The sequence below is a fragment of the Arcanobacterium hippocoleae genome, from assembly GCF_040360365.1.
Classification (GTDB): Bacteria; Actinomycetota; Actinomycetes; order Actinomycetales; family Actinomycetaceae; genus Arcanobacterium_A; species Arcanobacterium_A hippocoleae_A.
On record NZ_CP136412.1, the window covers coordinates 1612030 to 1636888 of the forward strand.

The window sequence follows — 24859 nt, forward strand, 5'->3', positions numbered from 1 at the left end:
TTCTGCCTTTTTAACTTATTTGTTTATTTGTACAGATTTAGTTCTTTTGCCATTTTCTTTGTTAGTTCCATTGCGTGGAAAATTAAAATTGAGTCATTTTCTTCGATGACTCCTAACATTTCGATAAGTCGTCCGCTGTTTCCTGATCCGGCAGCAGCGACGAATACTGGTTGGTCGTAGTTTCGATAACGCATAGCTAGTGGGTGTTTCCATGCGCTTATTATTTCTTCTTCGCTGAGTTCTGGGTGTCGGGTTTGGATTCGTTTATGGATTCTGATGTTTTCGGTCAATGTTTTGCAGTCCTTACTTAAAGTTCGTGCTTGAAATTCATACTTTAAGTTCTTGTTAGCGGTTCTTGCTAGCAGTTCTTGCTCGTATTTCTTGATAGTGTTCTTGCTTTAAGTTCTTGCCGGTAAGACTTTTCTGTAAACAATATTATTATACGATAATGTTTACAAAAAGTTTTGCTGATTTATCTTTGCAGGTTTGTGTGGGCGGTAGCGGAATCTGTATCAGCGACGCAATTTGGTATGGATACGTAACTGGTAGCGGAATCACCTTTGACAGCTCTTCACATTTTTGTTCGGCTTAGTGGAATAAAAAGCCGGTGGTTATTGGGGTGGAAAGCGGTGTTTTTGCATAGATCAAGCCTGACCGCTGTGCAAAAACACCGCTTGGAACCGGCCAAACTAGACCCAGCTAACGCAACTGACGGCGAAATCTACCCAAACCAACGCAACCACCGGCAAAATCCGCCCGAACCCGCCGAAATCCACCCAAAAAATACAGCACGAAATCAGTGATCAGATTGTGCCGGCCGTGAAATACCTCGAAATGCCCACGCATCCAGACATTCATTTGCTAGAATATGGAGTACGAAACTAGAGAGATGAGCAGATTTATGGCCTTTCAAATCGGCGAAACAGTCGTTTATCCACATCATGGCGCTGCCCGCATTGACGATATTTCTGAGCGCACAATTCGCGGGGAAAAACGTCTATACCTGACACTCCATATTTTGCAGGGTGATTTAACGATTCAGGTGCCAGCTGATTCTCTCGAAGAAGTCGGCGTGCGCGATGTTTCTAACGATCAGCAGTTGGAAGCAGTTTTTGCGGTGCTCCGCGAGGAAAATGTCGAAGAACCAGTAAACTGGTCGCGCCGGTACAAGGCGAATGGTGAAAAACTCACTTCCGGTGATGTAAACAAAGTTGCAGAAGTCGTGCGTGACCTAACCCGTCGTAATTCTGATCGCGGTCTTTCTGCCGGTGAAAAACGGATGCTTGCGCAGGCGCGGGGAATTTTGGGTTCGGAAGTGGCGCTCGCACGCGATATTTCCGAAGAAGAAGCTGGCGAATTGCTGAATGAGATTCTTGGCGAATTCAGTTTCAGTGCCGGTTCAGCTGCTTCCGCCGATTCAGTTGCCGACGCAGAAAGCGCAAATTCTGCCGAATAAATAATTCGCTGGGTAAATAACTAATAATTCTGCCGAATAATTAACTAATAATTCGCTGGGTGAATTTGCCGGATAACAGCGGTTAGTGCGGTTGCTGTTGAACAGCGACGGTGGGCATAGTGAAAGCGGAAAAACACGTTCTCCTTGCCTGCGATAAAAGTGCAGCAGCAGATCGGAACATATTTCGCCCGGCTTCACATCCCTGATTACGCTTTTATCGGCGTAAGTTTTATCAGCACAAGCTTTATCAGCGTAAGTGTTATCCGCGTAAGTGCGAATAATTTTCGCACAAAATAAGACGTCAAAATATGGTAAATAAGCTATGCCTTTGACACCGTAAAGAGTTTTTGAATCGGCTATTCGTTGATACGCAGCAGCATTTATCCGGTAAAAGTTCTTTGTTTCAAAAAAGCACTTCCGCAATTAGCGATGTACTTATTGGTTATCCAAAGGGTTAAACCGCACGCCTTGTCCATTTTTGCTGAATTATATAAAATATTAAGCAATTTAGCCCATGTAGGGAATGGCAAGTTTGCGGAGATGCGGAAAATGAGTGTACTGAAAATAGCCGAAAAAAATAACGGTATTATTACTGTAAAAATTGCGGAAGATAATGGTATCCACCGCAGCCGGCTCTCAGAAGCTGCAGCAGCGGGAACACTGGTTCGCGTCGCCCCTGGAATTTATCAAATCGCGGACAGTTGGGAAGATGAATATGCTATTACGCAGCTGCGTTTTCCGCAGGGAATTTTCTCTCATGGTACTGCTCTTTATTTGCATGATCTAACAGACCGCACTCCCGCGCAGCTCATGATGACTTTTCCGCGAAGCTACAATGCGACGGCTGCACGCACTGCAGGAGTGATTGTAAAAACATGCTCAAGCCAAGTGCTAAATTTGGGGCGAACAAGTTTAACCAGCCCAATAGGAAATAAAGTAAATGCGTATGACGTAGAGCGCACACTGTGCGATATGCTGCGCGGGCAAATTGCAGTGGATACGCAAATTGTCAATCCTGCTTTCAAAGCCTACATGCGTTTTCCGGGTAAGTCTGTGCATAAACTTCTCACATACGCGAAACAACTCGGGGTTGAGAAAAAGTCCGTAATTATCTGGAGGTGCTGCTATGAAAACAACCAACGCAATGCAGCTAAAAGCACGTATCAAAGCACGCGCAAAAGCAGCAAATGTTTCTCCGCAACTAATGCTCCAAGATTATATTCTTGAACGATTTCTAGAACGTCTTTCCCGCTCAAAATGGAAAGATTCGGTTATTCTCAAAGGCGGTATGCTGATTGCGTCGTTCATTGGAGTGGAAAGCCGTGTCACGAAAGATCTCGACACCGCAATTCGCGGTTTCACACTTAATCATGAATCGGCAGCGCTTGCTTTCAAAGAAATATGCACAGTAGCCATTGATGATGGTTTATCTTTTGAGGTGATTCGCTCAGAAGATATTCGTGAATTTGACGATTATCAAGGTATTCGCATATTTCTGAAAGCCCACTATCCGCCAATGAAAATACCGATTAGTATCGATGTGACCACGGGAGATGTGATTACTCCCAGTGCAATCACATATGAATACCCGCTTCTCTTTGATAACTACACAATCAGTTTAATGGCATACCCGATAGAAACTGTGCTCGCAGAAAAACTTGAAACTGTACTTTCACGAGGGATTGCCAATACCAGACCCCGCGATTTTTACGATATCTATATGCTTTGGCAAACCAAACGCATGCAGTTGATATGCCGACTTTGAGGTTAGCACTAGAAGCAACGTCAAAGAAACGTGGATCTTTTGGTGAAATCAAGACGTTTCCAGAAATACTAGAATCTATAACTCGCGATTCTAATATGCTGGCACGCTGGAAAATATACGCGCAAGAATACACATACGTAAATAATATTTCACTAGCTGAAACCTGCCTCACCGCACTCACAATTATGGAGAAAATCGTAAATGAAATTTAAAAATGAACAGAAAATTCTCTATAAACACAATCTAATACCGCGTTTGAGAACAGCGACGATTGGGCGTAGTGAAAGCGGCAAAACACATTCTCCTTGCCTGCGATAAAAGTGCAGCAGCAGATCGGAACATATTTCGCCCGGCTTCACATCCCTGATTACGCTTTTATCGGCGTAAGTTTTATCAGCACAAGCTTTATCAGCGTAAGTGTTATCAGCGTAAGTGCGAAAGCTGTTTAAAGATATTTTAATGTACGTAAAATACGGTGTGCGCGCTGTATCTTTCTATAAAATCTGCATCAGATGTATGAAATATAGATTATTTCTATTTTGGGAATTAATGTCGAAATATGGATGCGAACATGATTCTTGGTCGAGAGTATATGCCGCGCGTTGTCGATTCGCGGTTGCAGCGATTTCTTGGCGGGGGCAGGAGCTGTCATTATCGAAGGGGGCGCGGGCATGCGGAAAAACAATGACGGCATTACATCATGCTCGTTCTCATGTTTTTCTCGACTCGCTAGAAGCACAAAATATTGCAACTTTTGCTCCTGAAAATTTACTTGCAGGCGATACTCCGCGATTGCTTGACAAATGGCAGCTTGTGCCTGCTATCTGGAATCTTGCAAGAAGAACCGTGGATGCGAACCCGGATCCGGGTCTGTTTATTCTCACCGGTTCAGCAGTTCCGCAAGCAGACCCGATTCGGCATACGGGTGCCGGGCGTTTTCTGCGAATTAGGCAGCGCACTATGACTTGGGCTGAAAAATCAGGCTTACTTGCAGATCCGGGGGTCAGTCTTAATACGCTATTTAAAACTGGCAATATCAGCGGTTTTTCTACTTCGATTAATCAAGACGCCGTCGCTTTACAGAAGATTATCTACAACATTCTTCAGCCTGGTTTCCCTGGAATGCTCACCCTGGATTCTGATATTCAAATGGAGTTTCTGAAAAGTTACATTTCCGATATCGCATCTTCAGATGTGTATCGAATTTCAAAAATACGCAGCGAGCCTGAAGTTATAAAGCAGTTAATTATTTCTCTTGCGCGTTTGACGGCGAGTGAAGCTAGCATTGCTGCTTTACGTAAAGATATTTCAAGAGTGCTGCCAGAGCCTGATCCGCGCACTCTGGCGAAACTGCTTGAATTGTTACGCCGCGTATTTTTGTGGAAGAAATTCCAGCTTGGAGCGCGGCATTACGTTCTAAGGCGCAGTTACGAAAAGCCGCTAAATATCATTTAGCGGATCCTTCTCTCGCTGCAGCTGCGCTCAACGCTACATCGGTATCTTTAGCTAAAGATTTTGAAACTCTTGGATTGCTTTTTGAATCTGCCGTAATTCACGATTTGCAAGTATATACAGAAGCATTGAGCGGGAAAGTGGTGCATTATCGAGATTCTAACGGTAAAGAAATTGATGCTGTGCTGCTTTTTCCAGATGGTTCATGGGCTGGAATAGAAGTGAAACTAGGCGCTGCCCCAATTCTTGAAGCATCTGAAAAACTAAAACAAATCGCGCAAACAATAGATTTACCAGAGCCAAAATTTCTCGCTGTGATAACCGGAACTGGGCCAGTAGCGCAGCTAGATAATAAGGTACTCACTTTCCCTCTTAGCGCATTACGGCCATAAACCAACACTTGGGGAGAATGTGAGTCGGAACTAATCGCTGTTCAAAGTTCGCGGTTATCTCAACTGCGGGCTGCGAATTGTTTTGCCGCACTTGAAGATTCCGTGTCAATATTTCGAAAACGACGGCATGACCATCCGAAACAGCATTCCCGCGGTGAATCAAGCTCGTAAGCTCGGGGATTAGAAACTGCGGTGAATCGAAACTGCAGGGAAGCAGCAGAGCAAAACGTGTATAAATATTACGGCAAAAATATAATTATGTGTGCGCAAAGCATCAACGCAAAATAAATGAGCAGCACGGCGCCGCAAAAGCGTGAAACTAAATCCGCGGTAAAAGCGCAGTCTCCGGCACAGCAGAACGAAAACACGCGGTACCGCAAAACGTACCGGAATTTTCGTGTGAAATCCGGAAAAGATAAGCGGAAATTTAGCGGTGAAATTTGAACTGTATCGGTGAAACGCGAAATGTGTGTAAAGCGAGGAATATGTGCAAAGCAGAGGCGTAGAATATTAACGACGGAAAACAATAAACCCGTAGTGCGCGGCAAAATTGTTAAACAAGACGGACACGTCGAACGCCTTAAAATACTGCTGCCTTAAAATACTGCGAAAAATAAAACAAAACTTAATACAGCGCTGTTCGGCAATTAATTGCAAACCGAAAATAAACCTGAATTTTCAGCCTGAAAAATCTGGCTGAAAATTCAGACTGAAAATAAGTCTGAAAATTTAGCCCGCGAAACCGCACAGACAAAGAAGACTGAACAGACAAAGAATACCGAAAATAGCAATCCGAGAAAGAAAAGAGAAGAAATGCCAAGTTTTGCTGCCATAATTGCCGGAGCCGGAGCCGGAGCCAGGCTTGGCGCGAATATGCCGAAAGCGCTCGTCTTGCTGGATGGCGAAGCGCTGATTGTACACGCCGTGCGCGGAATGCTGGCTGCTGGTATTGCCGATATCGTCGTGACCGTACCGGAAGAATATACGAACACTTTCGCGAAAACGCTGCAAACTGCAGGTTTGTCGGCAAAACTCGTGACGGGCGGAGCAACTCGGCAAGAGTCCGTCGCTAATGGTCTTGCTGCGTGCAATGCAGACTATGTGCTCGTACATGATGCTGCCCGCGCATTGACTCCGCCGGAAATGATTCAGACGATAACTGCTGCACTGAAAGTGGGAAGTAATGCGGTTATTCCGGCAGTTCCCGTCGTAGATACAATCAAAAGCGGTACTATTGCGGCAGACTCTGCCGGCAGGGAAAAACTTTCCGTCGCCAAAACACTCAACCGTTCCGAACTCTACGCAATACAAACCCCGCAAGGTTTTTCCCGTGAACTTCTCCTGCGTGCGCATGAAGCCGGACGTTCACTTTCAGCGACGGAAGCAAATGCAGCACCTGACGACGCGGCACTTGTGGAATTACTCGGGGAGCGCGTCGAAATTGTGCCAGGGCACCCGAACGCGCTAAAAATCACAACACCGTTCGATTTGCAGGTTGCGGAGTTGATGGTTTGCGGGCGGCGGAGTTGATGGTTTGTCAGTCGCGGGATTGATATGCTGTTCGGTTTGTCGGTAGCTGGGTTTTTGTATCGCGTTTGGTTTTTCAGTCATAAGGTTTATCTGCCGACGGATATCGTTGGGTATTAGTTGCGTGTTGGATAAGTGCCAGTTCGGTGTTGGTTAGGTGATTAGCTGGTTGCTGCTGGGTGATGGCTGGGTATGGCTGAGTATTAGTGCGCTGTGAAACCTTGGCAAATTGCTGGTGCCGCAGCAGGCGGCGGAATCTCGTAGATTACGAAGTTTGCGTAAATAATGAAGTTTGCGTGAAGTTTGTACAAAGTAGAAGTTTGCGCGAAGTGTGAAACGCAAAATATTGAACAAAAAGTATTAAATAAAAAGTGCGGAACTGACTAGCGGTCCGAAATGCTCCGTGCTGCAATATTGCAGTAGTATTGCAGTGAAGCTGCGGTGATGCTGCAGTAATATTGCGGTGTTTGCACAGAGAGTGCTTTCCGGCAGCGGCCGCTGAAAATACGGCATAGCGCACCGCCGAATAAGCAATCATTGCGGCAATGATTGCGGTACATCTTGTGACGAACTTGCAGTGAACCTGCAATAACAGTGTATCTGTAACAACGGCGTATCTGGAAAAAGTGCGCCTGGAACAACAGTGAACTTGGAACAAAAGAGACGGAGTAAGCAATATGGAGATTCAGGATTTACGTACCGCTACGGCAATTGATGTCCATGCTTTTTCCCCAGTTTCGCCGGATTTTCTGGATTCTCCGAATTCTCCTGATTCTCCGGCGACTGCTAATTCGCTCAAGTCTCCGAGGGTGCCCGATTCTTCAGTTTTGCCCGATTCTCAAGGTGCTGCAAATTCTCCTGATTCCCGGCGTGTGCTGTGGCTTGCCTGCCTGCCGTGGGAGGGTGAACGTCCATTAGCGGGGCATTCCGACGCAGACGCAGCAGCACATGCAGCTGCAGATGCGCTGCTGATTGCGGCAGGTGTCGGAGAGCTGGGAAGCGTATTCGGCACAGATAAACCAGAATGGGCCGGAGCTTCCGGAGCAAGTTTGCTTGGCGAAGCAGTGCGCCTTGTGCGTGAAGCCGGATGGAAAATTGCGAATATTTCGGTGCAGATTATCGGGGAGAAACCGCGTTTTGCACCGCGTAAAGCTGAAGCAGAAGCTGCAATGACGGCAGTGGTTGGCGCGCCGGTCAGTGTTGCTGCCACCAGCACCGACAAACTTGGTACTCTCGGACGTCAGGAAGGGATTGCGGCAATCGCTACCGCACTCATCTGGAAATAGCCTGTTTATTTCGAAATGGCTTGTTCGTTTCGGAATATTTTTGTTATTTGGAAATGCTTGTTTATTTCGAAATTGTTTTCCGAAAATGTTTTCAGGCAGATTTTCTAAGCACTTAGTACTTATCGGATCAAAACTTGCCTAACGCCGTGTTCGACGGTTGCAGCTGTGTTCAATGATTATTGCTGTGCCTAGTAATTAATATTATTCCTGGCGGTTGATATTATGGCCGGTGGTTAATGTTGCGCCTAGCGATTAATGTTGCGCTGATGGACGGCGAATCCTGCGGAATTGGCAGCAGGAATCCGGTTTCGCCATACATTAACGACGGCTCTCCCGTCGTTAATTAAAAATGCTCATTTCGCCATCAGTTACGTGGCCATACAGGGAATTTCGCCACTAGTTACGTATGCTCGCGGGGATTTTGCCGCCAGTTACGTTAGTTGGGTCGATTTTTAGCGGGTTCCAAGCGGTGTTTTTGCACAGCGGTCAGGCTTGATCTATGCAAAAATACCGCTTTCCACCCAAACAAACACCGGCTTTTTATTCCGCTAAGCCGAACAAAAATGTGAAGAGCTGTCAAAGCAGATTTCGCCACCAGTTACGTAACATGCAAAGCATTCCGTCGTTACTTACGGCGCCCAGTGCCCGAATTCTGCCCGTATTGATTGGATTTGGTCTGCTGCGGGAGGGGGCGAATTAGCAGCCGATCCCGCCCCGCAGCCCGCATCGTTTTAAGCCGCGACTAAATATTGCCTTGAATCTCGGCCAAGTGTTGCCTTGGATCTTGATCGAATATTGCTTTGCATATCGGCCAAGCGTTGTTTTGAATCTCGACCGAATACTGCCTTAAATCGCAGCCAAATATCGATTGAATAGTAAGCGATTAGTCTTCGACTTCAGTTAAATCAATCTTTGCGAATGGATCGCTAATCTCATGCAGTCCTTGTACCGTGTATTGCACACGGCGGGCGACGGAAACTGCATGATCGCCGTAGCGTTCGAGATAACGTCCGAGAAGTACGATGTCAATAATTTCTTGACGATTCAAACTAATGTTTTCATCAAGTATCAGTTCGAATGTTTTCTCATGGAGGTCATCGAGCACATCGTCTTCGCGTTCAATCTCCAACGCAAGATCAAGATTTTCAGTTTCAATCAGCTGCGCCATCTTTTGCCCGGCATTACGCGCATGTTCTGCCATCATCAACAAGATTTCACGCACTTCTCCGGATACCACTTTCTCCGGATACCGCCCGCGAGCGATGTATGCAACGTGCCGGGCAAGATCACCCATCCGCTCAAGCGTCGACGAAAGACGCAATCCGGAAACGACTACACGCAAATCCGTCGCCACAGGAGTTTGGCGGGCAAGCAGCGACACACCCATTTCGTCAATCGCCCGCTCAAGAAGATCGATGTGCTTATCTGCGTCGATAACTCTTTCGGCTTTTGTGAGGTTTGCGTCGGCAAGCGCTGTTGCTGCACGATCCATTGCTTTCGCTGCTGCACGTGCTTCAGCGATAATAGTTTCATTCAATTGACCCATTTGAGCCTTAAATTGTTCACGCATTGGTACTCCTTTTTGAACTGATTAAACTGGTTTTGAATCGGAACTGGAACTGGTTTCTGGAACCAGGTTCTGGAACCGGAACCGGGTTTTGGTGAAAATTGTTCCGCCAACTGCTTTCTGAAATCCCGATACTTAATCCCAATACTTAAATTCCGGCATTCCGATATTTGCGGGGTGAGGCTTCGATTGCCGACGGTATCGGGATGTTAGTGATCTCAGAATATCGACGGTATAAATCGTCTGCTGCTTATTGCTATTAGGTACTGTCATTTTGCTATTGGGTATTGTCATTAATTATCGCATTATCGCCGGCGCCATTTTGCTGTTTTGCCATCTACTGTTTTACCGTTTTGCTGTTTTGCCGAAAGTAAAACGGTTTGCGGTCAAAATCATTTGCGGTCAAAATCATTTGCGGTCAAAAGCAAAAGAGTTTGCGTCAATAGTGATAGTGCCAAAATCAATCCATTTCTATCTCATTTTCTAACTGGCCCGTGTTCCGGGGTTAATCTTTGGTTCCGTGTTCCAGGTTCAATGTCTGGTTCCGTTTCCAGGGTTAATGTTTGGTGTTTATTAAACGTTAGCTTAATAAAATGTTCATTAAACCGTGTTCGTTAAACATTCTCAAAGTCTATTGAAACACATGAATTTAAACTTTTTCCCTCATGAAAGTTAATAGCAGGTGTACAAAACGCGGAACAAATATGTTTCCATTGCGGCAAGTTGTAGGCTAAAACCATGCACCCTGCATTACTCTTCTTTTTAGGTCTCTTCATTGGCGTAGTAACGATTTCTGGTATTTGGTATTCCGAATATTATATTCGTCATGCCAAAGAACGACGGAAAATCGAGCAGTTGAAAGAGGAAACTCAAAATCATGTGTTTCTGATGCTTGACTCGCTTCCTGAAGGCTACATTGTGGTAAATGGCGAAGGTGAGATTTTACGTGCAGCAAAGCTGGCGAAATCTTTTGGGCTAATTGTTGAAGATTCGCTGCGCGCTAACATTGCGGAAATGGTTCATTCTGTGATTGTGACCGGGAAGAGCCGCGATGTGGAATTTGATATGGTGAAAACTTTGAAGCGTGAACGGCGTGCACGGCGGATTTGGGTGCGGATCGCAAAAGTGACGGAGAATCGCGCAGTGATCTTTTTGAGGATCAGACTGAAAAACGCCGGCTTGCAGAAACCCGTCGTGATTTTATTGCAAATATTTCTCACGAATTAAAGACACCGATTGGGAGTATTAAACTTCTCTCTGAAACGTTGATACAGGTGAATGAAGAACCGGAGTTAGTGCGGAAATTTGCGGGAAAACTTGAGGAGGAGTCGGCGCGGCTTTCCGATTTAGTCCAAGAGATTATTCAACTTTCACGGCTGCAAGAGACGGATGCGCTTTCTGATCCGCAGGTTGTTTCAATCGACGGCGTGGTAAATGAAGCGCTTGAACGAATGGATGTGGAAGCGAAAGCACACAAGATTCATCTGAGCCGGGGCGGTGAGCGCGGACTCGAAGTTTATGGAGATTACTCACTGTTGGTGACGGCTGTGCGGAATCTGCTCGATAATGCGATTCGGTATTCGAAATCTCATTCTCGGGTTTCGGTTGGTGTTTCAAGCGCTAATGACACAGTTTCAATTGCGGTTGTTGATGCTGGGCAGGGAATCCCTGAGGAAATTCAGGGACGTGTTTTTGAACGTTTCTTCCGCGGTGACGCTGCCCGCTCACGGGATACTGGCGGCACTGGGCTGGGATTGAGCATTGTGAAACATGTGGTGCAAGATCACGGCGGAAAAGTTCGGCTTTGGAGTGAGGAAGGGCGCGGTTCGACGTTCACAATCGTGCTTCCAAAGGCTTATGAACAGCTTCGACAGCAAGCTGGAAAATCGCAGAGTGCTGATTCGGGTGATGAAGCTGGGGCGGCTGCGATTAGCCTGACGCAAACTGCGGAATCGCAGCAAGAGGAGGCGGATGGCACGATTGACTGATTTCGGATAAGTGCGGATGTGTTGGCTGGTCTGTTCTGGTTTGTGCTGGTTTGTTCTGTTCTGGTCTGTGCTTGACTGGTGTTGAATGTGCTGGTTTGTTCTGGGCCGGGATGTGCTGGTTCGGTTTGTTCCGGGTTGGCTGTTCGGAACGGATAACCCTGGAAATGGTTAACAGATAACCCGGAAACAGGTTGTCTGAAAAGATAGGAAAGATAGAAAAAGATAGAAAAGGCAGAAAAGACAGTTTGAAACGCCAGCCTGAAAACCGAAAACACAAGCCTGAAACAACTCGATAAAACAAAAAAATAAAATCCTGATAAAACCAACCCGAGAAAACTAAAACGCGAAAAGAGAAAAGATTTTTTAAAAATGACTACGCTCATGCTTGTAGAAGACGAACCGACGCTCCGTGAAACACTTGCCTTTAACCTTGAGCGTGAAGGTTTCACAGTGGTGCAGGCTGCCGACGGCGCGCAAGCCCTGGAAAAATTCAACTCGACAATTAACTTAGTGCTGTTAGATGTAATGCTGCCAAAAGTTTCTGGTACTGAAGTTTGCCGGCGCTTACGCCAAACTTCGCAGGTGCCGATTATTATGGTGACAGCGAAAGATTCCGAGATTGATAAAGTTGTCGGTCTTGAAATTGGTGCCGACGATTACATTACTAAACCGTACTCTTACCGTGAGCTTCTTGCCCGTGTACGTGCTTTGCTTCGGAGAAGCGGGAATGTGCTTGTTGATAAAAATGAACCCGCACTTGAGGCGCTGCAGGTAGGGCCGTTGGAACTCGACCCCGTCGCACATGACGTTCGGCTAAATGGTGTATCGATTACGATGCCCTTACGTGAATATGAATTGCTTGAATATTTGATGGAAAATCCTGATCGGGTGCTAACACGGTCGCAAATTCTTGACCGCATTTGGGGAATTGACTATATCGGTGATTCGAAAACGCTTGACGTGCATGTAAAACGAATTCGTTCAAAGATTGAAGCAGATCCGGCGAATCCGACCCTGTTGGTAACTGTGCGCGGTTTAGGGTATAAAATTGTGACGCGGCGGCATTCAGCATAGCGGCATTGGCATAGCTGATTTGATTAATTTTTGCTCGCTTTTGAATGCTGATAGTGGTTTTGGCGTCGGAAGTGCTTGCGTTTGCGCTGGTCACAGGATTAAGGTGGCGACGGCACCCCCGTCGGAAACACACTAGTTTTGGGTGTAGGACGCAGTCTCCCGCGCAATCGTAAATCCGTCGCCCGTCTTTTCACTCCAACAGTCCACACCGTTTTCGCTGACACTGCACGCATATCCGTTATTTTTCATCGAATTTCCGTAGGCAAGATCAACATTCGAGCCGACACGGTTTGCACAGTTCGCATTCGTGCCGTCGGAGTTGACCGTAAAAGTAATCGGAGAATCGGTACAATTTTCCGGAGCTTTGAAAGCGTATTCGTAGATTGTACAGCTCACGCCGGCGCTGAATTTACAAGCAATATTTCCCGACGGCGCCCGGAATTCGGTTCCCTCTTGAGCGTCGGCAGGAGCTGGGCGAAGGAGCCGCGCAGCCGAATCTGCTGCAGAATCTTCCGCGGTTTGCTGATTAGTCTTTTCGTTATTTTCCGGATTATTTTGGACTCCTTGCGAATCTTGAGTCTCTTTTTCTTTACTGAAAGAAATCGATTCTGTAGAGTTTTTGCCATTAACAATCTCAGAATTTGTGCGGAAAAGGAACGTAAAAGCGAGAATCAAGGCAACCGCACAGAGTGTGCCGGTAATTACTGCGAGAGTTGGAATCGAGACAATGCCTGCCTGCTGACGAGTTTTCTTACGCATTTTTGTCCTTGTTTTCTGAAAGCTGAGTGTGTTGATTGACACGGCTTACGCTGAACCAAATCAGTACAATAATAATACAGATAATACAACGCGAAGATAGCGATAATCATATTGTTCTATTTATTGTTATCGGGAAATTATCGGATTAATCGTCAGAAATTTACCGTATCGCGAAAATATCTGCTGGAATATGAAAATATCTGCTGGAATATAAAGGAAATAAGAAATAAATCAGAATGAAAATAAAGGAGGGAAGATGATTTTTGATGTTCCAAATCCTCCCTGCTTGATTGTGCCGATAACTGGCACTACCAGCGCGCAGCTGGTTGCGGAGGCGCTTGCAGCTGAGAATGCGGGAGCAGACGTAATTGAGTGGCGGGTCGATTTTCTTTTCGGCGCACATCAGAATTTGAGTTTCGCGGAAATCGGTCAAGAAGTCATTTCCCCAATTCTTGAACAAACAAAGCTGCCTTTACTCGTCACATTGCGCACCATTGAACAAGGCGGGCAGGCAAGGTTAAGCACCGGCAGGTATCGGCTGCTTTTTGCAGAAATGCTGGATACGCTAGTTCACTTGAACGCCGCCCCGGAACGGATTGGTGTCGATGTGGAACATCGCTTCACGCAAGCTCCGATGCTTGCGGAAAATGCGCGCGCGGCCGGATATACTGTGGTGGTTTCACATCACGACTGGAATGAGACTCCGGATGAGCTAATGATGCGGCTTATTTTTGAGGAACTGCTTGAAATTCCGGATGCGGTTGCAAAACTTGCTGTCACTGCAAATAGTGAGGATGACGTGACCCGACTATTAAAAGTGACACGGGAAACGGCGCAGATATCCGGGCGTCCGCTGATTTCGCTTGCAATGGGTGAACTGGGGAAGCGCTCGCGCCTTGTCGGATGGGATTACGGTTCCGTCGCTACTTTTGTGGCAGTAGGGAATGAATCGGCGCCGGGGCAGCCGCAGATGGAAGAAATAAAGGCAGCTCTCGGGCGTTTAGAATCCTAGCTGAACTCTGGGTTTGTTCCGGATTGTCGCTGACGCTGGATTATTTTTTAGTGTTGGTATCTGGTTCTGGCGTTGGCATGTTGATATGGCGGCGGGTTTGGTGTCGCTTCTGGTGCGGAAGTTGGTGTTGGCGTTGGTGTTGCGATGGGTCTGGTGTTGCTGATACGGGAGTTGGTGTGGCGGCGTGCGTTTGCGTGCGGGTGCGGCATATTAGAAAGCTTAGAAAGCGCGGAATAATGAAGTCTGTGAACGGGTGCAGGATAACTAAATCTGCGAACAGACGCGGAATAATGAAGTCTGTGGGCAGGCGCGGGATGATGAAAGCGGGACAATGAAAGCAGAAGCCGAACAGTTAACAGCCGAACGGTTAACAGCAGCAGGGATTAGCGCAGCGCAGCGCCGTGAATTTCTTGCAAAGCTGCCGAATTTGAGCGAAGAATATGGTTTTATCACGCAGAATGATGTTTCTGCGCAAGGTTTTCAAGCGCATATCGTCGGCGACAAATATATGCTTTGCTCACTGCCGGTGAAAGGAAATGCGCAGTATTACGGAATGTTTAATGGCGGATCGGCGGCATTGCTTGGCGAGACCACTGGCTCGATTGCAGCAAATCTGTTAGCGCGCGAAGGGACCGTCGCTGTTGGTATTGATATTAGCGTGCATCATTTGCTGCCGGCTCGGGAGGGGCGCGTCTACTGCCTGGCCGCTCGCTTAAACGAAGGGCGAATTGTGAATTATCGGCTCGATTTTTACCGCAGCGACGGCGAGCAAATTGCTGCCGGTTCACATTCATGTACTTTTGTGCGGATGCCGGAGTGAAATTAACTGGCGCAATCGCCGGTGTGATTTGTCTGGTCCGGCGCAACTGGCTGCAAAGTTCCTGCGAGGTTGCGTAACTGGCGGCAAAATGGATATGAACTAACGTAACTGGCGGCAAAATGTGCGGTTTTGATTAACGACGGAAATCTCGCCGCCGCAATCCCGTGACCAGCACAACTGCAATACAGACCGTACGTACAGAAGCGGGCGCGAATACGCTAAAGTAACTTATTTTTTGTTTTCTTTGGCGAAGAGAAAAATAAAACTCCGAAAATAACAGCTGCTGTGACACCTGCTGGCAAAGCAGTTCTGATCGGTGACGTTGTTGGAAATATATAATCAAGACTCCACGAAACAAGGAAAGTTATAACTCCGCCCAGTAAAGCAACAAGGAACGCAAGATATTTCTTATTCATAACTAACCAGCATCAAAATAGGGAACCTATCCCAGTTCCAATGCCGCCAGTAACAGCACCAACGCCTGCTCCGGTTGCGCAGGCAGCAGGCGTTGGTGCTAAATATCCTCCTACACAACCAGCTGCCGCTCCTCCAACTATTCCGCCAGCCATATTTTTGGCTACGCAATTGAAATAGTCACCCCAACCAGATCGGGAAAGCGGTACAGGATTAGCGGGGTTCGCGATGCTAAGGGCTGACGATATATCTGCATCTACCCGTAGTAGTGTTTTGTCGATAATAGAATATGTGAGTGCTAAAATCTTATTTGAGGAAGTTGTAATAGACATAGGCAGTACCTCAAGAATATTTCCCTGATTATCAAATGCTGCAACTTTTCCCGCGTGGTTATCAAAATATCCGTTGGTAATCGTAACTAAAGCCGAACCGTCGGCCTGTTTTACGGCTTTGTATGCTGCTGTATTTGCAGAAAAATTATTAGCTAATTCGTGATTAGCATGCAGATTGCTTTCTTGTGCGGAAGCAAAAGAAGATAAAGGAAACGAAAGAAAAAGACCGCTCAAAAGTGCGATGCCGGTTAATTTGCGAGTAATGCTCATAATTGAAACTCCTAAAAAGAAAGATTAATAATAAGAGTGCAAACGCAGAATAATGTCTACCGGCTGCTGTTAATGATAGCACTTCTTAATAATAAAAGTGTCGGCAACCAACATGAAACGATAAAAGATTTTCCAGTGCCTGTGAGTTCCCCTCCGGGTAACGTGAATATCCCTGAGCAACAAGGGTTCGGAAAGACGTTTGCGAGCCCTCATACGCATCGGTGAATACTTCACCATTCGCTAACGTATATTTCATGCTAATCTTTTTAAAGCTTGTTGTATTTTTTCCTCGTCTTTTTCGACGGTGAAAATCCTGGCCGGAGTTCTTTCCGCCAGTTGTGTGAAGAAATCTAGTTCTCGCCACCAGTTGCGTAATGAAAACGAGTCCGCACCATCGATCTTGCGATACTGCGGATTGATTGTTTGCGTAAGCACAACAAAGTCGGTGTTTATCTGGGTGGAAAGCGGTTTTTGTATAGAGCAAGTACACAGATCAAGCCTGACCGCTGTACAAAAAACCGCTTGGAATCGGCTAAACTGGACCCAAATAATTTGACCTCGGATAATATGCACCGCAGGAAATAGGAAACAACTCCTGTGTTCTGCTAAACGCATTCTGATTTTCTGCTAAGCACATTTCCGAGATTTTTCATTTTTTCTTCCTGCTAGCTCCTGCTGCTTCTTGTTTGTTGGTTTTCGGATTTACATTCTGGCAATGAATTAAGCTATCCAATTTTCATTCAATATCTTGTTCGTTAGATTGTTTATTAACTTGTTTTCTGTTCGTCAACTTGTTCAAAGACGGCAAGACATAAACCGCTATTGCTCTCATACAGCACATAGAGTTTTCCTGCGAAATAAGCAGCGTCGCTGTAGCCGAAACTTCCTGCAGGAAATTGCCCAAGAATTTTCGGGGATTCATGTACAGTTTTCGGCGGAAGCGAAGTTGACGAAAGTGAATTAACTGAAATTGAATCAACCGAAAGTGAAGTCTGCGAAAGCGAATCAACCGAAAGTGAATTCAGAGTCGGAACGGCGATAATTGCCCCATTTTCGCGCGCTGATATCGAATGCGGATGAATAAAAAGGTTTCCGATTTGTTTTGCATTGCATCCAGGATCGGCAAGATACCACGGAATTGGCTGCGAGAAATGTATTCCGTCGCTGCTTTCGGCAAGATAGCGGATTCCAGCTCCAACGCCGGCAAAACCCTGCACTCGCGAATTGAGATAGATTTTTCCGTCGAAAACTGCAAGTGCGGTTTCGTCCAGATTCGCATTATCGGCGTAGATTGGTTCAGAAACTGCGCTAATCGCGCCGTCTTGCAGGTGCACGACATAAATGAAAGTCTCGTTTGCCTTGCGCACAACATACGGAAATAAAGCCATCCCATTCCAGATAATTGAAGAACCGGAAGTTGCAAATATTGCATCCGGGCAAAGCGGTTTCCCTCCTGGATCTTTCAGGATTTCGTAAAGTTCAGTGAGTTCCCGATAGTCGAGTGCATGAAGATTTTTGCCGAAAAGCAAGGCGGGGATTAGCCGTTCTCCAGCGTAAGCAGAATCGAAATAGCCAATTTTGCTGTGCGCAGGAATCGTGGAAAAGGCAATATGAATCTCGCCATTTTTCGGATTTACAGCGACGGCAGCGTCACTTGAAATTTTTGGCATCTTGGGGTGCAGCGTGTGCAGAGGAGCGGGCGGTGAATCCGGGGTGAACTGGGCGGCGCAGGCGGTCGGATGGGTTTGGGCGGTTTGGATAGTTTGGGTAGTCGGGGAAAACAAAGCAGTCTGGGCCGTCGGGATTATCGTGCTCGTGCTGCGGGAATCGCTAATTTTGTTTTCGGTATTTTGGCGGTTGTGATTTGCGGTTTGACGTGCGTTTTCTATGCTGCAGTGTTCTTTTTCTGTATTCCGATATGTGTTTTCCGTACCGGGTTGGTTTTCGGTTGGGGCAGGCGTTTTCCCGGTTGGGGCAGATGCTTTCGCAATCTGATCCGCAGCGGGGTAATCCTCTTCCCGGGCAGACCAGTGACTAATTTTATCGGCTTTATTGCTTGTGTCGATTTCGCAGAAATAGATTTGATTCGGATTCGGAAGATCGGAGGCGAGAGTTTTCCCGTGAAAGCATCGCCGGCAAGCTCTCCCGCCGGTTGCGGGCGGACGTCGAAGAAAGCGTAAAGTTTGCCGGCAATTGGGGCGAGCGTCGGAATCCGCACTTCACCAATTCTCGGATTATCACAAAACGGCGGATTATTCGCTGCGGTAGGGGTGAGCGTTTGACTGAGATCTGGGATATTCGCTGCGGTAGGTATTTGTGCGGTAGGCGGGGTACGTGTGGTGTTTGGAGTTTGCGTAATGCTTGGAGTGTGCGTGTTGTTTGGGGTATGCGTGGTGTTTGAGGTGCGTGCAGTAATTTTTGCACGCTTTCAGGGCAGACCAGCTTCTTTGCTGAAAGGAGTGTAAAATTCAGCAGCTGATTAGGTTCTTCGCTCATAAATTAATCAAACTTTCGTGGCTCTTCGTGAATTGTGTGATTGCGTGCAATCTGGACGGGTAATATGACTCGCAGTGCAGTTTTTAGTGGCTATTATAGCTGGTGACAAAGCTGTTTTTAACGATTGCGCTCAGTGTTGGCTTCGCCGACGGTCTGCTGATTTCGCGGCATAATCTGCTCCCAATGGCGTAACCGACGGCAGAATAAGTCCGGGCATTACGTATGTGATGGCAAAGTGCTTGTGCGTCTACGTAACTGGCGGCAGAATCGGCTTTGACGGCTCTTCATATTTTTATCCGGCTTAGCGGAATAAAAAGCCAGTGCGTGTTCGGGTGGAAAGCGGTGTTTTTTGCAGAGATCAAGCCTGACCGCTATGCAAAAACACCGCTGGAACCGGCCAAACTGATCCAGTTCAATTGGACCCGGCTAAACTAGCCTAACTAAAAGAACTTTCGCATTTTCTGACTGCAGGACTGCATCCGTCGGCACTGAGATGGACACGAGCCTGCACGCGCAAATTACTCGGCGCATTCCGCACGCGCTATGCAGCATACTATTCTGCACACACTGTGCGACCTATTCCGCGCTTTCGGAACGGCAAAAATTAATGTAATCCTGATTCGTGGCGATAAGCGCTTCCAGCGGTGCATAATGCTGTTCAACTGCTTGAATATAGCTTTCTAAATCTCCAGCTTCAGCAGCTGCAAGCATTTTGCGGTGCGCGCCGGCGGTTGTCTGCAGCTCGCTGCCGTCGTTCCGGTTAATTTTCGTACTGCCGTCGTTCCGGTTCATTTTCGGAATAATTGTTTGATTAATTAACCACAGCGCAGACATTAACTGCTGCACTAAATCGTTGCGCAGGTAACAAAAAATTGCTGAATGAAATTCGATATCTTCTGCGAAATAAGACTCGCCGGTTGCGGCTTTTTCTGCCATCCGGTTTACGAGATCCCAAATCTCCGGATTTTTGGTGCCTTTCATTGCGTTTACGATTTCACGCGCAATTCCTAAATCCAATGCGCGCCGAACTGCGACCACTTCTGAAAGTGACTGGTCGCCAGTGGTGTGCTGCAGTGCAGTACGAAGCACAAGAGTTTCTACAAGCGGCTGCAGCGACATCTCACCGACAAAAGAACCGCGTCCCTGGTGCACGGTCACAATATCCAATGCTTCGAGTTTGCGGAGAGCTTCGCGTACCGAGGAGCGCGACACGCCGAGACTTTCGCAGAGTGCGGCTTCGGTTGGAAGCGGATCGCCTGGTTTTAAACCATTCGCCAAAATGTAAGATTTTATTGCATTCATCGTAGATTTTGAGCGATTTTCGTTACTTAATGCAACGCCGACATCTGAATGAGCTGCTAATTGCTGAGCACTCTTTGCGGCATTGTCAAAAAGTACTTGCAAATACTTGTCAGACAACATAGTCTTAATTGTACAAGTGGTGATGAATGAAATCTACCGCTTTTACTTACACTCAAAGGAGAGGAACGAATATGCGTTTGACTAAGCGCTGGGCAAAGGGAGCGGCAGTTCTTGCTGCTGCAGCACTCGCCCTTACCGCATGTGGCGGCGGAAATTCTGATAAGAAAGCAGATGCTCCGGAAGCAGGCGGACCAACTGGCACTTTGAATGTGTTTGCCGCTTACGACACCACAAACTGGCATCCATCCAACACATCTTCAGCTCTTGCCGTCGGTGCAAATCTGCAGGTTGTGGAAGGTTTGTACGAGTTTGATTACTCAACATTCAAAGCACATAAAGCACTCGCTACGGGAGATCCGAAGGAAGCTGGAGATCTTACCTACGAAGTGACATTGCGCGACGGTGCGAAGTTCTCCGACGGTACTCCGGTAACCACGAAAGACGTCGTGAGCTCCTACAAGCGCATTGTAGATGGCGAAAAGGATGCAAAAGGTAATGTGGTGAAGAGCCCGTATGCTGCCTTCATTACGTTCATTGAGTCAATCGAAGCTAAGGATGATTCCACAGTGACGATTAAGCTCAAGCACCCGCACGAATTCTTGAAAGAACGTCTGGCTGATATCAAGATTGTGCCAACCGGAAAGACTTTCGACGAGCTCACCGCAAAGCCAGTTGGATCCGGTCCGTACAAGTACGACGAAATCACTGACACCACGGTGGAAATGTCGGTAAATGAGAACTACAACGGCGATAACCCGGCAACCGTCGAAAAGATTCACTACGACTGCTCACGTGACGCTACCGCTCGTCTCACCGCAGCACTCGGCGGGACAACTGATGTTGTTGAATCTCTCGACCCGCAAGGCATTAAGCAGCTCGAAGGTGCCGGCTGGAAAGTTGATGCAGCTACCGCATACGGCATTGCAATGATGACTTTCAACACCACCAAAGCTCCATTCGATAAGCCGGCTGCCCGCAAAGCAATGCTGACCGCAATCGATACGCAGACGATGATTAAGACCGCGCTGAATGGCGCCGGTGAAGAACCAAAGTCTTTCCTTCCGGAAATGAACTCCATGTACAAGGAAGCTAAGACCCAGTTCGGTTACGACGTAGATAAGGCAAAGGCCCTGCTCGCTGAAGCAGGCGTAGCAGAGGGAACCACTGTAAACCTGCTCGTCACCACCGACAGCTGGATTGCTGCAATGGGACCGCAAATTAAGCAGAACCTCGAAGCACTCGGCTTGAAGGTAAACCTCGACACCCAGGCATCAGGCGATGTTTGGAGCAACTATGTGGCTCAGGGGAACTTCGATATCGTAGTTGCACCTGGTGACGCTTCCGTATTCGGCGCCGATCCAGGCGTACTTACCGCTGGTTGGTTCTTCTCGCCGCTTTGGATGAACGAGCGTTACCGCTTGAGCGAATCCGATCCGGCAGGTGCGAAAGCACTTGTGGATGCAATGACCGCTGCTGAATCTGCTACTGGCGACGAAGCCAAGGCAAAGTGGGGCGAAGTACAGGATATGATTGCAGATCAGGCTGCGCTCTACCCGCTCGTATTCCACACCTTGTACACCGCACACAATCCGAAGAAGGTTGAAAACCTGACCCCGATTGGCGTGACCGGTTTGCAGCTCATCGGCGCAAAAGTAAAGTAATCTAACTTAACTGTTGTTTAGCTGCTGCTAACTCCAATGGCGGGGCGAAGCACCCGCTTTCGCCCCGCCATTTTGCATTTCCCAATACCTAAAGGACTAACAGTGAATAACTTGTTAAGACTCATCGGGCGCCGTTTGATCGCCTTGCCAATTATGGCAATCGGCGTCACAGTTCTCGTATTCTTCTTGATGGAGCTTTCACCTACAGATCCAGCATGGTCCGCACTGGGCGATAATGCTGCAGATCCAAGCCAGGTGAAAGCCTTTAATGTCGCTCACGGATATGTCATTGACGACGGCAGTGCGACTGGACAGCCGGTACCGGTTCTGGTGCGCTATCTAAACTACTTATTGGCTCTCTGCCATGGTGATTTCGGTATTTACGGCGTGGGAACTTCCCACCATGTTACAGACCTGATTGTTCCGGCACTTCCAGTAACACTTCAGGTCACTTTCTTCGGATTAATTCTCGCAGTTCTTTTCGCATTCCCATTGGGCGTGCTTGCTGCACTATATCGTGATCGCTGGCCGGACCAGGTGATTCGCGTGCTTTCAGTAATCTTCATTGGCACCCCAAGCTTCTGGCTTGCGGCACTGCTTGTACTATTCGGTCTTAGCGTGGCAAAAGGGATTCCAGTATCTGGTCCGCTTCCCGGAATGTTTGACGATTTTGGCGGATGGGCGGCGCGAATGTTCCTTCCGGCTATTGCGCTGGCAACTCCGGTGATTGGGCAAATGACCCGTGTAGTTCGTACTTCCGTCGTGGAAGAGCTTGATCGTGATTACGTGCGGACCGCACTTGGCGCAGGTATTCCAAAACCAGTAGTTATTGGGCGCAACGTGCTGCGAAACGCACTCATTACCCCTGTTACCGTGCTTGGTTTACGAGTTGGATATTTGATGGGCGGTGCCGTCGTGATTGAAATTATCTTCGGCATTCAAGGTATGGGCAAGGTGCTTGTGCAAGGTGTGCAAAACAATCAGGTCGAGGTAGTGCAAGCTGCGGCGCTTGTAGTGGCGCTCGCCTTTATTGTTGTGAACATCATCGTTGACATGCTTTACCTGCTGATTAATCCACGTATTAGGTCTGTGTGATAGCCATGATAAATAAGACGAAAAAGTTGTAGCAGCTGTTGAAAGCGGGAAGAAAGTCCGTTTCAATCGCTGGAAGCATATGGGTATCGGATCGCAAACGGCGGTCTGCGTGCTCGCTCTGATTGCGCTAATTTCGGTTATCGCTCCATGGATTGCCCCGTTTAGCGCCGACTATGTGGATACGAATGCGATACTTTCAGCTCCAAATTCCGGTCATTTCTTCGGTACAGATTTTGCCGGCCGCGATGTGCTTTCCCGTCTGCTCTTAGGCGGACGTTATTCAATCGCGATTGGTTTATGTTCGGCAGTTATTGCGCTTGTTGTCGGTGCAATAATCGGTTCGATTGCTGCTGTTACCCGCAAATGGATTTCTGAAGTAATTATGCGCGTCATGGATATTGTGATGGCTGTTCCCGGCATTGCAATGGCTGCCGTAATGGTGCTTGTTTTCAGCGGACTTTTCGCAAAAGACAACAAGATTGGTCTGGTGACGGTAATTATTATCGCTATCTCGTTCGTCTACACTCCGCAGCTTGCGCGGATTGTGCGGGCAAACGTGATGGCGGCATACGGCGAAGACTATGTGCGTGCAGTAATCGTTTCCGGTGCGCGTGCTCCATGGATTCTGATTAAGCATGTAGTGCGCAATACGGCAGCTCCAGTGCTCGTGTTTGCAACCGTGCTCGTGGCAGACGCAATTATTCTGGAAGCGTCGCTGACTTTCATCGGTTCCGGTTTGAAGTCGGTGCTTGTCCCGACTTGGGGCAATGTTCTTTCGGACGCTTCCGCAAACGGCTCAATCATCTACGGTGCATGGTGGACCGCATTCTTCCCCGGCATCCTGATTATGATTACAGTGCTTTGCCTGAACATCCTTTCCGAAGGTATCACCGACGCAATGGTTGCAGCCCCGGCTTCTGTACCAGTGAAAGTGGAGCAAAATACTGCTGATCGTGAAGCTGACGCGCTGCTTCTTGACCCGCGCCGCGCCTATGCTGCACAAGCGCAGTCGCTGCAGGCACGTCTCGATGCATTGCGCAATGTCGAAACCCAACGCACCGACCGTTTTTCTGCAGACAAATTTGCTGCTGCCGCACCGCTGCTTGAAGTGAAGAACCTGAGCATTAAATTCCCGCGCCACGGGAATGTGAACGTGGTCGACAACGTGAGCTTCTCGGTCCGCCCTGGCGAGACAATGGGTCTCGTCGGCGAATCCGGCTGCGGTAAGTCAATCACTTCGCTCACCATTATGGGTTTGATTGATCCGCGTGCCGAATTCGAAGGCGAAGTACTCTATCAAGGCAAAGATTTGCTGAAGATGGGGGCGAAAGAGCGCCAATCGCTGCTCGGGCACGAAATGGCAATGATATACCAGGACGCACTCAGCTCACTGAATCCGGCAATGCTGATTAAGAGCCAGATGAAGCAGCTCACTTCACGCGGCGGCACCCGCTCGGCAGAAGAATTGCTGGAACTCGTCGGTCTTGATCCGAAGCGGACGCTCGAATCGTATCCGCACGAATTATCCGGAGGCCAGCGGCAGCGTGTGCTGATTGCAATGGCGCTGACCCGTGACCCGAAGCTGGTAATCGCCGACGAACCAACTACCGCACTCGATGTGACCGTGCAGAAACAAGTTATTGAACTGCTGAACTCGCTGCGGGAAAAGCTCGGTTTCGCAATGGTCTTTGTGTCGCACGATTTAGCGCTGGTGGCAGAAGTAGCGCATAAGATTACCGTGATGTACGCCGGTCAGGTGGTAGAGCAAGCACCGACTTCAGAGCTGCTCACGAATCCGACGCACGAATACACCCGCGGTCTGCTCGGAGCAGTGCTTTCAATCGAAGCTGGTTCAGGGCGTTTGCATCAAGTTCCGGGAACTGTGCCAAGTCCGAAAGATTTCCCAGTCGGCGACCGTTTCGCACCGCGCTCATCACACCCCGATTACGGTACCGATATTCCGCTCGAATTTGAGCTTGTCGGTCCGGAGCACGTCTATGCGGCATTGCCGGAGAAAGCCGGAGTCTATCAGCGTGCACCCCGCTACGTTCCGGCAGGAAAGGAGGCTTGA

The 24859-nt window shown here is 47.9% G+C and carries 26 protein-coding genes; 18 read left to right on the forward strand and 8 right to left on the reverse strand.

What is annotated here, in order from left to right; genetic code table 11:
* Positions 1 to 23: 23 nt before the first annotated feature.
* Positions 24 to 290: a hypothetical protein gene (locus RQN30_RS08380; RefSeq protein ID WP_353060083.1), complete on the reverse strand. Its 267-nt coding sequence runs from the start codon at positions 288 to 290 to the stop codon at positions 24 to 26.
* 611 nt (positions 291 to 901) lie between these two features.
* Between RQN30_RS08380 and RQN30_RS08385 the strand changes: the two genes are divergently transcribed.
* The 8 genes from RQN30_RS08385 (at position 902) to RQN30_RS08420 (ending at position 7878) form a co-directional block, all read left to right on the forward strand.
* Positions 902 to 1456, forward strand: a complete 555-nt coding sequence (locus RQN30_RS08385) for a CarD family transcriptional regulator (protein WP_353061818.1) — start codon at positions 902 to 904, stop codon at positions 1454 to 1456.
* Between the two features lie 549 nt (positions 1457 to 2005).
* On the forward strand, positions 2006 to 2683 hold the full coding sequence (locus tag RQN30_RS08390; RefSeq protein WP_353060084.1) for a type IV toxin-antitoxin system AbiEi family antitoxin domain-containing protein: 678 nt from the start codon (positions 2006 to 2008) through the stop codon (positions 2681 to 2683).
* Positions 2661 to 3221, forward strand: coding sequence for a nucleotidyl transferase AbiEii/AbiGii toxin family protein (locus tag RQN30_RS08395; protein WP_353060085.1), 561 nt, complete (start codon positions 2661 to 2663; stop codon positions 3219 to 3221). The genes RQN30_RS08390 and RQN30_RS08395 overlap by 23 nt, the downstream gene beginning before the upstream one ends.
* Positions 3209 to 3433: a hypothetical protein gene (locus tag RQN30_RS08400; RefSeq protein ID WP_353060086.1), complete on the forward strand. Its 225-nt coding sequence runs from the start codon at positions 3209 to 3211 to the stop codon at positions 3431 to 3433. Before RQN30_RS08395 ends, RQN30_RS08400 begins: the two co-directional genes overlap by 13 nt.
* Positions 3434 to 3905: 472 nt before the next feature.
* Positions 3906 to 4676 (forward strand): DUF8612 domain-containing protein, encoded by a 771-nt coding sequence (locus tag RQN30_RS08405; protein WP_353060087.1) that lies wholly within the window; start codon positions 3906 to 3908, stop codon positions 4674 to 4676.
* Positions 4601 to 5065, forward strand: a complete 465-nt coding sequence (locus tag RQN30_RS08410; protein WP_353060088.1) for a DUF4143 domain-containing protein — start codon at positions 4601 to 4603, stop codon at positions 5063 to 5065. The genes RQN30_RS08405 and RQN30_RS08410 overlap by 76 nt, the downstream gene beginning before the upstream one ends.
* 813 nt (positions 5066 to 5878) lie before the next feature.
* On the forward strand, positions 5879 to 6595 hold the full coding sequence (gene ispD, locus RQN30_RS08415; protein WP_353060089.1) for a 2-C-methyl-D-erythritol 4-phosphate cytidylyltransferase: 717 nt from the start codon (positions 5879 to 5881) through the stop codon (positions 6593 to 6595).
* Between the two features lie 674 nt (positions 6596 to 7269).
* On the forward strand, positions 7270 to 7878 hold the full coding sequence (locus RQN30_RS08420) for a 2-C-methyl-D-erythritol 2,4-cyclodiphosphate synthase (protein ID WP_353060090.1): 609 nt from the start codon (positions 7270 to 7272) through the stop codon (positions 7876 to 7878).
* An 883-nt stretch (positions 7879 to 8761) separates the two neighbouring features.
* On the opposite strand, the gene phoU is transcribed toward RQN30_RS08420, so the two are convergent.
* Positions 8762 to 9448 carry a phosphate signaling complex protein PhoU gene (gene phoU, locus RQN30_RS08425; protein ID WP_353060091.1) on the reverse strand — a complete coding sequence of 229 codons (687 nt, stop codon included), beginning with the start codon at positions 9446 to 9448 and terminating at the stop codon, positions 8762 to 8764.
* A 735-nt stretch (positions 9449 to 10183) separates the two neighbouring features.
* Here phoU and RQN30_RS08430 point away from each other — a divergent pair.
* From RQN30_RS08430 to RQN30_RS08440, 3 genes are all read left to right on the forward strand, one after another.
* Entirely contained in the window at positions 10184 to 10672 is a 489-nt protein-coding gene (locus RQN30_RS08430) for a hypothetical protein (protein WP_353060092.1), read from the forward strand.
* Between the two features lie 17 nt (positions 10673 to 10689).
* Positions 10690 to 11433, forward strand: a complete 744-nt coding sequence (locus RQN30_RS08435; protein ID WP_353061819.1) for a sensor histidine kinase — start codon at positions 10690 to 10692, stop codon at positions 11431 to 11433.
* 369 nt (positions 11434 to 11802) lie between these two features.
* Positions 11803 to 12507 carry a response regulator transcription factor gene (locus tag RQN30_RS08440; protein ID WP_353060093.1) on the forward strand — a complete coding sequence of 235 codons (705 nt, stop codon included), beginning with the start codon at positions 11803 to 11805 and terminating at the stop codon, positions 12505 to 12507.
* A gap of 132 nt (positions 12508 to 12639) precedes the next feature.
* Here the strand turns inward: RQN30_RS08440 and RQN30_RS08445 are convergent, their stop codons facing one another.
* Positions 12640 to 13266: a hypothetical protein gene (locus RQN30_RS08445; RefSeq protein WP_353060094.1), complete on the reverse strand. Its 627-nt coding sequence runs from the start codon at positions 13264 to 13266 to the stop codon at positions 12640 to 12642.
* 256 nt (positions 13267 to 13522) lie between these two features.
* Here RQN30_RS08445 and aroD point away from each other — a divergent pair, with 256 nt between their 5' ends.
* On the forward strand, positions 13523 to 14278 hold the full coding sequence (aroD, locus tag RQN30_RS08450) for a type I 3-dehydroquinate dehydratase (protein ID WP_353060095.1): 756 nt from the start codon (positions 13523 to 13525) through the stop codon (positions 14276 to 14278).
* Positions 14279 to 14609: 331 nt separating this feature from the next.
* On the forward strand, positions 14610 to 15098 hold the full coding sequence (locus RQN30_RS08455) for a PaaI family thioesterase (RefSeq protein ID WP_353060096.1): 489 nt from the start codon (positions 14610 to 14612) through the stop codon (positions 15096 to 15098).
* Between the two features lie 428 nt (positions 15099 to 15526).
* Here RQN30_RS08455 and RQN30_RS08460 read toward each other — a convergent pair whose 3' ends face one another.
* From RQN30_RS08460 to RQN30_RS08470, 3 genes are all read right to left on the reverse strand, one after another.
* Positions 15527 to 16114, reverse strand: coding sequence for a hypothetical protein (locus tag RQN30_RS08460; protein ID WP_353060097.1), 588 nt, complete (start codon positions 16112 to 16114; stop codon positions 15527 to 15529).
* A gap of 252 nt (positions 16115 to 16366) precedes the next feature.
* Positions 16367 to 16729, reverse strand: a complete 363-nt coding sequence (locus RQN30_RS08465; protein WP_353060098.1) for a hypothetical protein — start codon at positions 16727 to 16729, stop codon at positions 16367 to 16369.
* A 152-nt stretch (positions 16730 to 16881) separates the two neighbouring features.
* Positions 16882 to 17784: a sialidase family protein gene (locus RQN30_RS08470; protein WP_353060099.1), complete on the reverse strand. Its 903-nt coding sequence runs from the start codon at positions 17782 to 17784 to the stop codon at positions 16882 to 16884.
* A 13-nt stretch (positions 17785 to 17797) separates the two neighbouring features.
* On the opposite strand from RQN30_RS08470, the gene RQN30_RS08475 reads away from it, so the two are divergent.
* Entirely contained in the window at positions 17798 to 17977 is a 180-nt protein-coding gene (locus RQN30_RS08475; RefSeq protein WP_353060100.1) for a hypothetical protein, read from the forward strand.
* Positions 17978 to 17999: 22 nt separating this feature from the next.
* On the opposite strand, the gene RQN30_RS08480 is transcribed toward RQN30_RS08475, so the two are convergent.
* Positions 18000 to 18332 carry a hypothetical protein gene (locus RQN30_RS08480; protein WP_353060101.1) on the reverse strand — a complete coding sequence of 111 codons (333 nt, stop codon included), beginning with the start codon at positions 18330 to 18332 and terminating at the stop codon, positions 18000 to 18002.
* A gap of 121 nt (positions 18333 to 18453) precedes the next feature.
* Between RQN30_RS08480 and RQN30_RS08485 the strand changes: the two genes are divergently transcribed.
* A complete protein-coding gene (locus tag RQN30_RS08485) occupies positions 18454 to 18579 on the forward strand; it encodes a hypothetical protein (RefSeq protein WP_353060102.1) in 126 nt (41 codons plus the stop codon).
* Between the two features lie 607 nt (positions 18580 to 19186).
* Here the strand turns inward: RQN30_RS08485 and RQN30_RS08490 are convergent.
* Complete coding sequence (locus RQN30_RS08490; RefSeq protein WP_353060103.1) at positions 19187 to 20032, reverse strand: FadR/GntR family transcriptional regulator; 846 nt, start codon at positions 20030 to 20032, stop codon at positions 19187 to 19189.
* Between the two features lie 71 nt (positions 20033 to 20103).
* Here RQN30_RS08490 and RQN30_RS08495 point away from each other — a divergent pair, with 71 nt between their 5' ends.
* From RQN30_RS08495 to RQN30_RS08505, 3 genes are all read left to right on the forward strand, one after another.
* Positions 20104 to 21693, forward strand: coding sequence for an ABC transporter substrate-binding protein (locus tag RQN30_RS08495; RefSeq protein WP_353060104.1), 1590 nt, complete (start codon positions 20104 to 20106; stop codon positions 21691 to 21693).
* A gap of 102 nt (positions 21694 to 21795) precedes the next feature.
* Positions 21796 to 22788 (forward strand): ABC transporter permease, encoded by a 993-nt coding sequence (locus RQN30_RS08500; RefSeq protein WP_353060105.1) that lies wholly within the window; start codon positions 21796 to 21798, stop codon positions 22786 to 22788.
* 79 nt (positions 22789 to 22867) lie between these two features.
* Positions 22868 to 24859, forward strand: a complete 1992-nt coding sequence (locus RQN30_RS08505; protein ID WP_353060106.1) for a dipeptide/oligopeptide/nickel ABC transporter permease/ATP-binding protein — start codon at positions 22868 to 22870, stop codon at positions 24857 to 24859.